At 54.7% G+C, this 9,294-nt stretch carries 10 protein-coding genes; all 10 read left to right on the top strand.

Annotated elements, in window-relative coordinates:
- Positions 1–428: 428 nt before the first annotated feature.
- A complete protein-coding gene (locus tag Q0Y46_RS12405) occupies positions 429–1,637 on the top strand; it encodes a cytosine permease (protein WP_297947749.1) in 1,209 nt (402 codons plus the stop codon).
- Between the two features lie 220 nt (positions 1,638–1,857).
- Positions 1,858–2,688 (top strand): pyridoxamine kinase, encoded by an 831-nt coding sequence (locus Q0Y46_RS12400; protein WP_297947747.1) that lies wholly within the window; start codon positions 1,858–1,860, stop codon positions 2,686–2,688.
- Entirely contained in the window at positions 2,689–3,348 is a 660-nt protein-coding gene (locus tag Q0Y46_RS12395) for a TatD family nuclease-associated radical SAM protein (RefSeq protein WP_295678575.1), read from the top strand.
- Positions 3,349–3,381: 33 nt separating this feature from the next.
- Complete coding sequence (locus Q0Y46_RS12390; RefSeq protein WP_297947745.1) at positions 3,382–4,293, top strand: hypothetical protein; 912 nt, start codon at positions 3,382–3,384, stop codon at positions 4,291–4,293.
- A gap of 1 nt (position 4,294) precedes the next feature.
- Positions 4,295–5,047 carry a DNA alkylation repair protein gene (locus Q0Y46_RS12385; protein ID WP_297947743.1) on the top strand — a complete coding sequence of 251 codons (753 nt, stop codon included), beginning with the start codon at positions 4,295–4,297 and terminating at the stop codon, positions 5,045–5,047.
- 56 nt (positions 5,048–5,103) lie between these two features.
- On the top strand, positions 5,104–6,546 hold the full coding sequence (locus Q0Y46_RS12380; protein WP_295678582.1) for a DEAD/DEAH box helicase: 1,443 nt from the start codon (positions 5,104–5,106) through the stop codon (positions 6,544–6,546).
- A 127-nt stretch (positions 6,547–6,673) separates the two neighbouring features.
- The gene (gene rpmH, locus Q0Y46_RS12375; protein WP_290958403.1) at positions 6,674–6,829 is read left to right on the top strand and encodes a 50S ribosomal protein L34; all 156 of its coding nucleotides are present in this window, start codon (positions 6,674–6,676) and stop codon (positions 6,827–6,829) included.
- A gap of 15 nt (positions 6,830–6,844) precedes the next feature.
- Positions 6,845–7,207 carry a ribonuclease P protein component gene (locus Q0Y46_RS12370; protein ID WP_366522530.1) on the top strand — a complete coding sequence of 121 codons (363 nt, stop codon included), beginning with the start codon at positions 6,845–6,847 and terminating at the stop codon, positions 7,205–7,207.
- A complete protein-coding gene (yidD, locus tag Q0Y46_RS12365) occupies positions 7,179–7,442 on the top strand; it encodes a membrane protein insertion efficiency factor YidD (protein ID WP_366522529.1) in 264 nt (87 codons plus the stop codon). Before Q0Y46_RS12370 ends, yidD begins: the two co-directional genes overlap by 29 nt.
- The gene (locus Q0Y46_RS12360; protein WP_297947740.1) at positions 7,439–9,262 is read left to right on the top strand and encodes a YidC/Oxa1 family insertase periplasmic-domain containing protein; all 1,824 of its coding nucleotides are present in this window, start codon (positions 7,439–7,441) and stop codon (positions 9,260–9,262) included. The genes yidD and Q0Y46_RS12360 overlap by 4 nt, the downstream gene beginning before the upstream one ends.
- Positions 9,263–9,294: the final 32 nt, after the last annotated feature.

Below are 9,294 nucleotides of genomic sequence, written 5' to 3'. Positions count from 1 at the left end.
AAGGAAATCGTTCTCGAAGACCAGGAATTCTTCATGTCTGAAAAGAACCCGAAGAAGCTCTCTGTCAAGGACTACCTCCAGGAAGTCGTTGCCAAGCAGCTCGGTCTTTCTAGCTTGAAGGTCGTGAACTTCATCCGCTTCGAACGCGGAAACTAATTAGTAGACAGTAGGAAGTAGGCAGTAGACAGTGATGCCGCTGCTGAAAAAACTGTGTGTCATCCTGAGCGAAGCCGTAAGGCGAAGTCGAAGGATCTCAGGCTACAATTAAATTGGTCGTCCCATGCGGGGCGGCCTTTTTAGTTTGTTCTTTTAGAATTATAGTGAAAATCTATAACGCACCATACGAAAATGGTATTAGTTCAAGCCTTGTTCTATAACACTCGCATTTCTATTTTTGCGCCGTCTTTAAAACCTCGTGGAGGTACTCAATGGAAAAACGTACGGGTCTCTTTTCGAATGGAATCATCTGGTTCGGTGTCGCCATCTCGGTTTCCGAAATCGAGGCGGGTATCGAAATCGGTGCTGCTGCCGGTGATTCCCTCTGGCTCCCGCTTATCTTCGGCCACGTGCTTGGCGGCATCCTCCTGTTCTTCGTGGGCCTTATCGGGGCGCGCGTGCGCCTGAACGCGATGGAAACGACCGCTTCCACATTCGGCAAGTATGGTTCCAGGTTCTTTGCCGCCCTGAACGTTTTCCAGTTGCTCGCGTGGGTGGCCGTGCTGAACGCGCAGGGCGCTTCAGCACTAGCGGGCCTGAGCCTGCCCATCTCTTTCCCGCTCACTTGCGTTATTCTTGCGGTCTTGATTGCCATTTGGGTTTTTGTGGGGCTCAGGCGCTCCGCGACCGTGACGACGGTCGTGATGGCCGCTCTCGCCATTTTGCTTGCAGTTCTTTCTGTTAAGTTATTTGGAATTAACGATGCTTCGGGCACGACCGTCGCCGGCGTTGCCGCCGGGGCCGCCGCTGGTTCCGTGGCGCTACTCGGCTTCTGGAATATCTTCGAGATTTCCATCGCTATGCCCATCTCCTGGCTTCCGGTGATTTCGGACTACACGAAAGACGTGGAAAATCCGGTGAAGGCAACCGCAGTTTCTGCGGCGGCCTACACGTTCGCGAGCCTCTGGATGTACATCATCGGCATCGAGATTGCAGGCATCGGTGCAAACAACAATATCGCGCAGGCCATCCTTCTTGCGGGTCTCGGCATCCCGGGCATCATCATCGTGGTGCTCTCGACCGTCACGACGAACTTCCTTGCCGCGAACTCCGCAGGCGAATCTTCCAAGGCAATTTACGGCAAAATCAACCCGAAGGTTGCGGGCGTTGTCGTGAGCCTTTTGAGCGCCGCCCTTGCCATCTCGGGAATAATGGAACACTACATTAGCTTTTTGTACTTGATTGCGTCGGTGTTCGCGCCCATGGCTGCGGTGCTGCTTGTCTCTTTTTACTTCGAGCGCAGTTCTGAACCCAAGAAATCTTTCTGGCTCTGGAACCTTTTCTCTTGGCTTGCGGGCTTTGTTGTCTATCAGGTGGCCGTACACCAGGATTCCGTTTTCCTCGGCCCTACGCTCCTTGCCGTCATCGTATCGGCAGCCCTCGCCTCCACCCGCGTGCTAATTAGAAAAAAAGAGACCTAGTTGTAGCGAGATAGTTAGTAATAGAAAAAGGAAAATAAGTTGTCGTTTAGAGAATGGAAGCGTCGGCCAAGGATGGGGAGGGTGCAGGGAGGGGCCCGTGCGGCCTTCGCAACTCTGAGCTGGGGCCCCTCCCGCATAACGCTTTTCTTGAGAAAAAATAAAATAACGAATAAAACATAAGAACCATTACTGTTGATTAATTTTTAAATTTGTAATTGCTATGCCACAGAAGAAGATTGCCCTCATCAACGATATCACCGGATTCGGCCGCTGCTCGGTTGCCGTCATGGCTCCCGTCATCTCGGCCATGAAAATCCAGGCGGTCGCAGTGCCTACCGCAATCCTCTCGACACATACGCAGTTCCCCAAGTATTTCTTTGACGATTACACCTCCAAGATGCGCGACTACATCCAGACGTACAAGGATCTGGACATGAGCTTCGACGCCATCGCAACCGGCTTCCTCGGCTCTGAGGAACAGGTGGACATCGTCATCGACTTCATCAAGACATTCAAGAAAAACGGCGTGTTCACGCTCATAGACCCGGTGATGGGCGACTACGGGCGTCTCTACGAAACGTACACGCCTAGTTTGTGCGAAAAGATGCGCGCTTTGGTAAGCTACGCCGACATCCTCACGCCGAACCTTACCGAGCTCTGTTCGCTCACGGGCTCCGATTACCGCGACGGCAAACTCACTCCTGTCGAAATCGAGAACATGTGCAAGACGCTTGCCGAACAGGGCCCCGAACACATCGTGGTGACGGGCATCCATTACAGTAGCAAGCAAATCATGAATTTCGTTTACAGCAAGGGCGAAGAACCGAAAATCGTGATGGCCGACCGCATCGGTGGCGACCGCAGCGGAACGGGCGACGTGATAAGCGCTGTCATTGCCGGCATGTACCTGAACGGCCACGATTTTTACGAGTCGGTAAAGAAAGCCGCCGAATTTGCGTCCAAGTGCATCCGCTACTGCGAAGAGAACAATGTCCCCATGCACTGGGGTTTAAGCGTCGAGATGTACCTTCGCGACTTGATGGAGGACTAAATGATAGTTTATACTGTAACAGGAACCGTCGGGCAGGCGGGCTATTTGGATATCGCCAACAGTGGCGACATTACCGGCAAGAACATCTACGTGAACATGACGAACCGTTGCCCGTGCAACTGCGTGTTTTGCCTGCGCCAGACAAAGAAGATGATGGAAGGCAATACGCTCTGGCTCAAGGGCGGCGACCCGAGCGTTGACCAGGTGATGGAAATTTTTGATGCGTACGACCTCAACGTCATCAACGAACTGATTTTCTGCGGATACGGCGAACCGCTCGAACGCCTTTACGACGTATGCAGCGTGATTGACAAGCTCAAGGCGAAGTACCCGAACTTGAAGGTGCGCCTTAACACGAATGGCCTTGCGAACCTGATTCATGGCAAGGATATCACGCCTGAACTTGAAGGGCGTTTCGATACCGTCTCGATTTCGCTGAACGCCCCGGATGCCGAAGAATTCTTGGCACTCACGCGTTCCAAGTTTGGCATCAAGTCTTATGATGCCCTCAAGGAATTCGCTGTGCTCGCGAAGGCCCACGTGAAGAACGTGGTCATGACCGTCGTCGAGAAGGTGATGCCCGAAGAAAAAATCGAGATTTGCCGCAAAACCTGTGAAGATTTGGGCGTCACGCTGCGAGTCCGTCCGTTTGAATCGTAGGGGTCGTCTCTAATTTCTACATTTGGGCGCGTTATGAAGAATCTACGTGCAATACTCATGCCGGTTGCGATTATCCTCGGGATTTTGCTCCCGCAGGCGCATGTGCTTTCGCCGATGATGCCGTTCTTAATCGGCTCGATGATGTTTTTGACTTTCGTGACGAAGATTCCTCCGCAAACGCACGGCTACACGTTCAAGATAGAGATTCGTGCTCTCTTGGTAAGCCTTTTGCTTGTTGCCGCCCTCGCTGGAATTGTTGAATTGTTCAGCCTGCCTCGTGAAGTGTTGCTCGGTGGTGCTATCATCGCGCTCTGCCCGCCTGCAAATGCTGCCCCGGCGATGGCCAAGATGCTCGGCGGTTCGGCTTCTCTCGCCTTGAAGATTTTTTTGAGTGGAAACCTCATCGCTTGCTTCTCCATCCCGATTGTGTTCGGTTACTTGACCGGCACGGATGCGAGCCTGCAAGACATTTCGATGAAGATTTTCAATACCATCCAGCCCATCATCAGCATCCCGCTTGCTTTTGCGCTGGGCCTCCGCGCGTTCTACCCAGAACTCGCTGACCGCGCTGCCAAATTCCAGAAGTACACGATGTTCATCTGGACTTTCTCCGTGTTCGTGATTCTTGCCAAGGCAAGCTACGATATCCGCGAGATGGGTTTCTGGGATTTATGGAATAGCGGAAAACTCCCGATGATGGCGGGCGTTTCGCTGATTCTTTGCATTCTTCTTTATGCCCTCGGTTGGTATGTCGAAAGGAACCGTCGCCCGATTGAAAGTGCGCAGAGCATGGGCCAGAAAAACACGACGCTCGTCATCTGGATTGCGACTTTGTACGCAGGCCCTGTCGTGGCGCTTGCGCCTACGTGCTATGTGGTGTGGCAGAACTTGGTGCTCAGCTATTTGAGTGCAAGAATCAAACCGAAAGAAACGAAGGCGGAATAGTATGACTCCCGCCGAACTTGTCAAGCGACTCCTTGCCGAACAGGACCTGAAATACAGGGACTTTCATGCATCGCTGTTGCCGAACATCGACAAGAAAAAGATTATCGGCGTGCGCGTGCCTACGATGCGGAAAATTGCGAAGGAGTTTGCCGCAAAAACCTTGCCGAAGGATGTCTCGAGCTTTTTGGACAAGCTTCCGCATCGGTATTTCGAAGAAAACCAGGTCCACCTCTTTGTGGTCGAGCGCATCAAGGATTTTGACGAGTGCCTGCGCCGCATTGAACAGTTCTTGCCCTACATCGACAACTGGGCGGTGTGCGACGGCAAGTCCCCGAAGGCGTTGCTCAAGGACGAATCTCGCTTCTTGGCCCGCATCAAGGCGTGGCTCAAGTCGAGCAAGCCCTACACGGTGCGTTTCGGCGTGAACATGCTCATGAACTTTTTCCTGGACGGGCGTTTCGACAAGAAGCATCTGGAAATGGTCGCCGCGATAGACGAGAACCTGTTCGACGATTCCGATACCGGCGCCGCAAAGTCTGCGATAAATGCCGCGCGCCCCACGGACCGCTACTACGTGCAGATGGTCATTGCCTGGTACATCGCGACGGCGCTTGCCAAGCAGTGGGATGCGACGTTCCCCTACATCAAGGGCCGCAAGCTTTCGCCGTGGATTCACGCGAAGTCCATCCAGAAGGCCTGCGAGAGCTACCGCATCACCGACGGGCAGAAAACGCTATTGCGTTCGCTGAAGTGACGCATTGACCAAGTATTTGGCGGGGGCTTCCCCGTTTTTCTATATTTGGCCCTATTATGATGTTTGCGGATTTACCCCTTGCTAACCCTTTGCAGCGTGCCATTCGTGCAGTCGGCTACGAAACTCCCACCCCGATCCAGGAAAAGTCCATCCCGAGCCTTTTGGAAGGCCGTGACTTGCTGGGGATTGCCCAGACGGGAACGGGAAAGACGGCCGCGTTCGCGCTCCCCATTTTGCAGCGGCTGCTGGAGTCGGGCAATTTCCGCGCTCCCAAGACGTGCCGCGTGCTGGTGCTGCTCCCGACCCGCGAACTCGCCATCCAGGTGGAGGAGTGCTTTAGGCAGTACGCCCAGTTCACGGCGATATCGACGGCCTGCATTTTCGGCGGCGTGAACGATGCTTCGCAAAAGAGGAACCTTATCCGTGGCGTCGATGTGCTTGTCGCGACTCCGGGGCGCCTGCTCGACTTGATTGGCCAGAAGGCGGTGAGCCTCAAGAAGCTGGAAGTCTTTGTGCTGGATGAGGCCGACCGCATGCTTGACATGGGCTTTATCCACGACATCCGCAAGGTGGTGGCGCTCTTGCCGCAGAATAGGCAGAATCTGTTCTTCAGCGCGACCATGCCCGACAGCATTCTGGATTTGGCGAAATCGATTCTCCATGCAGATCCGGTGCGCGTCGAGGTTGCTCCGCAGAGTACGCCCATCGAGCGCATCCACCAGGAACTTTACCGCATCGATAAGCGCCGCAAGGGAGCGCTTCTCAAGGAACTGCTCGCCGGCCATCCCGAGATGCAAAAGGTGCTCGTTTTCTGCCGCACGAAACACGGTGCCGACAAGATTGTCCGCGTGCTCGAAAAGGCGGGCGTGAAGTGCTCCGCCATCCATGGCAACAAGAGCCAGAACCGCCGCCAGGAAGCGCTCGGAAAGTTCAAGAAAGAGGAAATTCGCGTGCTGGTGGCGACAGACATTGCCGCCCGAGGCATCGATGTGGACGACGTGAGCCACGTGTTCAATTACGATTTGCCCAACGAGCCGGAAACGTTCGTTCACCGCATCGGGCGGACGGCGCGCGCGGGCAAGGACGGGGTCGCCATCGCGTTCTGCGCTCCCGACGAGGAGCAGGACTTGCGTGCCATCGAAAAGCTGACCCGCGTGCGCATCCCCGAAGGGGATAAGTCTGTCTTCGACAGACTCCCGCCCCCGCAAAAAGAGACTCCCGAAAGCGAATTCCGCAATGCACGTGGCAGGATGCCTCGCGACAAGGCTCGCCGCGAAAATTCTGGGAACGCCCAAGGGAAAAAGCAGGGCGGCGAAAAGAAGGTGCAGAACCCCCAGAACCCCCAGAAGTTCCAAAACGCACAGAAACCTGCCGTGAAACAAGCCCCTGTTGCGAAGGCGGGAGATGCGCAGCCGGCCCCCTTCAAGAAAAAGCACCGCCGCAACCGTCCGGGCTCCCGCGCCCGCAAGCGTATGCGTTCTTCCGGTGATGCAGGGTGAGTAAAATGTTAATAAGTCGTGAAAATTGCTCAAAAAACGGCTTTGGCGCTTTCTAACCCCTTGATTTATGCAGGCTTTTTACTAAATTTGAGTTCCAAAAAATCGCTTTTTTATAAAGGTTAAAACAATGAAAAGAACATTCCAGCCTCACAATCGTAAGCGTGTCAACAAGCATGGTTTCATGGCTCGTATGGAAGACCGCTGGGGTCGCGCCGTTTTGAGCCGTCGTCGTGCCAAGGGCCGCAAGCGTCTCACTGTCAGCGATTCCGTCTACAAGAAGTAAGTCGGAGGTTGGCTCATAGCCACTCTGCGTTCTTATCGTCTGCCGACGCAACCCGCTTATCGGCAAGTCGCCGTCCAAGGGAAATTCGTCCGCTCTCCATCGTTATCGATGAAGTGGATTGAAAGCCCGGACGGCTATTGTCGTTTCTGCTTTTTGGCAAAAAAGAAAAACGGTAACGCGGTTTACCGCAACAAGTGTCGCAGGGTCTTGCGGCCTTTGTTTTTTGGGATGGTCCCCTCGATAAAGAAGCCCGTGTGGGCCATGGTCGTTGTGACCGTCAGTGCCAGTGAGATGTCCCCGGAATGCCTTCGCGAATCTGCCCTGAAGATTTTTCACAAGATGGAATGGGATGGGCCTGCGGATGTGGCAAAAGGTTAAGAACGTACTTTCTGCGGCACTTGTGCTGCCTATCCGGTTGTACCAGCTGATTCACCCCTTCTTCTTCCGGGGTGTGTGCAGGTTCCAGCCGACGTGCTCCCAGTATGCAATCGAGGCTCTGCGGGTGCACGGACCCTTCAAAGGTTTCTATCTTGCGGTTTTTAGAGTCTTGAGATGCAACCCATTCTGTAAAGGCGGATACGATCCTGTACCGCCTCCCAAGGAAAAAAGATGAACAAGAATACCATTATCGGTTCCATCCTTATCGCTGCGATTGTCATCTGGTGGATGACGACGAACGCTGCTAATGCCGAAGCCCAGGCCGCTGCCCAAGCCAAGGCGAAGAAGGCTGCCGCTGCGGAAGTGCAGAAGGATTCTTCTGTTGCAAGCGAACTGGTGCTCCCGACCAAGACCCCCGAACTCAAGGCTGCCCCGGTGCTGGGCGATGCCGGTTCTTCCGAGGATTCTAGCGTAGCCCCGTCGGATTCAGCTGTGGATTCCGCCTCCGTGCCCGCCCCGGTCGTTGTCGAGCCGCGTACGGTTGTCGTCGAAACCGAAAAGTTCATCATGACGCTCAGCAACAAGGGCGGCAAGGTGCAGAGTGTTATTGTGAAGGCGCTTCCCGATTCTACGGGCGCTTTCCCCGAACTCATCCAGGATACGGCGCTCGGTGCCCTCGACCTCAAGCTTGGCAAGGCCGACTTGAGCGAAGCCATGTTCGCGGTTGACGCTCCCGAAAAGATTGTTGTCGATGACAAGGCTACGGTCGAGTTCGTGTTCTCCGATGCTAACGGCAACAAGGTCGTTCGCAGCTACGGATTTACCAAGGACGGCGCCGCCGTGCGCCAAGTGAACAAGTTTGTCGGGTTCAAGCCCGAAGCCTACGAACTGGCCTGGAAGGGCGGCATGAAGGAAACCGAAGTTATCCCGAAGGGCAAGAGCTTTGGCGGTACGAGCTACTTCTTTAGCGAAGTGATTTACAGCGCCGGTAGCGGCGTGGAACGCGAAATGGTCCGCGATCCTGAAAAGTTCAACGACGGCAACATGTCTTGGGCGGGTATCCGTCGCAAGTACGTCGCCATGGCCGTGCAGTTCGATACCCCGGTCCCCGCGACGCTCGAAGCGAAGCCGATGAAGATTGCCGACAACGAATATGATCCGGGCACCTACAAGATTGCCGTTACCGACGATCTCCGCGGTTCGGATTCTCTCAGCTACGACTTCATGGTCCTTCCGCTTTCTTGGGACGAAGTTTCTCCCTACGGCAAGGGTTACGAGAAGGTTATCGTGAGCGGCTGGAAATGGTGCGGTGCCGACGTGTGGTTCGTGTGGATTTGCGCCATGCTGCTCAAGCTCCTCAAGTTCTTCTTCTCCATGATTCCGAACTACGGTGTCGCCATCATCCTCGTGACCTTCATTGTCCGCGGCATCACGACCCCGTTCACCGTGAAACAGATGAAGTCCACCTCGGCCATGAGCAAGCTCAAGCCGCAGCTCGACGAAATCAACGTGAAGTACAGGAGCGATCCGCAGAAGAAGCAGGCTGCCATCATGGAACTCTATTCCAAGAACGGCGTGAACCCGCTCGCCAGTTGCTCCGGCGGCTGCCTCCCGATGCTCATCCAGATGCCGATTTTCATGGGCCTCTTCTTTGTGCTCGGCCGCGCCATCGAACTCCGTGGCATGCCCGCGTTCCTCTGGATTTCTGACCTCAGCCGCAGCGACGTGATTTGGAGCGGCATCTCGATTCCGTACCTCATGCCGTCGGGTCTCGCATTGCTCCCGATTATCATGGTGGTCACCACATACTTCCAGACAAAGGTTACCATGAGCGGCAGCGCCGGCATGGACCCCGCCCAGCAGAAGATGATGGTGTGGATGATGCCCGCAATGATGTTCCTGTTCAGCGCGGTGATGCCCTCCGGCCTCGTGCTCTACTGGATTGTTTCTAACATCTGGAGCATTATCCAGTACAAGATAATCCGCCGCGACACAGGCTCTGCCCCCAAGACCATCAATGGCAAGAAGGTGGAAGACGCCAAAATCGTGAAGTAAAGGCGAAAAAGAAAGTATTGTGCAAGGTCCCC

Origin of the sequence: uncultured Fibrobacter sp. (assembly GCF_947305105.1) — a bacterium.
GTDB lineage: Bacteria > Fibrobacterota > Fibrobacteria > Fibrobacterales > Fibrobacteraceae > Fibrobacter.
The sequence above is the reverse complement of the archived record's forward strand: the minus strand, read 5'-3'. Positions and strand labels throughout refer to the sequence as shown.

Excerpts from the sequence above, each read along its gene's own strand:
- yidD (WP_366522529.1), top strand. The coding sequence starts at position 7,179 with ATGGGCCTGCGGATGTGGCAAAAGGTTAAGAACGTACTTTCTGCGGCA.
- Q0Y46_RS12405 (WP_297947749.1), top strand. The coding sequence starts at position 429 with ATGGAAAAACGTACGGGTCTCTTTTCGAATGGAATCATCTGGTTCGGT.
- Q0Y46_RS12360 (WP_297947740.1), top strand. The coding sequence starts at position 7,439 with ATGAACAAGAATACCATTATCGGTTCCATCCTTATCGCTGCGATTGTC.
- Q0Y46_RS12390 (WP_297947745.1), top strand. The coding sequence starts at position 3,382 with ATGAAGAATCTACGTGCAATACTCATGCCGGTTGCGATTATCCTCGGG.
- Q0Y46_RS12380 (WP_295678582.1), top strand. The coding sequence starts at position 5,104 with ATGATGTTTGCGGATTTACCCCTTGCTAACCCTTTGCAGCGTGCCATT.
- Q0Y46_RS12395 (WP_295678575.1), top strand. The coding sequence starts at position 2,689 with ATGATAGTTTATACTGTAACAGGAACCGTCGGGCAGGCGGGCTATTTG.
- Q0Y46_RS12400 (WP_297947747.1), top strand. The coding sequence starts at position 1,858 with ATGCCACAGAAGAAGATTGCCCTCATCAACGATATCACCGGATTCGGC.
- rpmH (WP_290958403.1), top strand. The coding sequence starts at position 6,674 with ATGAAAAGAACATTCCAGCCTCACAATCGTAAGCGTGTCAACAAGCAT.
- Q0Y46_RS12385 (WP_297947743.1), top strand. The coding sequence starts at position 4,295 with ATGACTCCCGCCGAACTTGTCAAGCGACTCCTTGCCGAACAGGACCTG.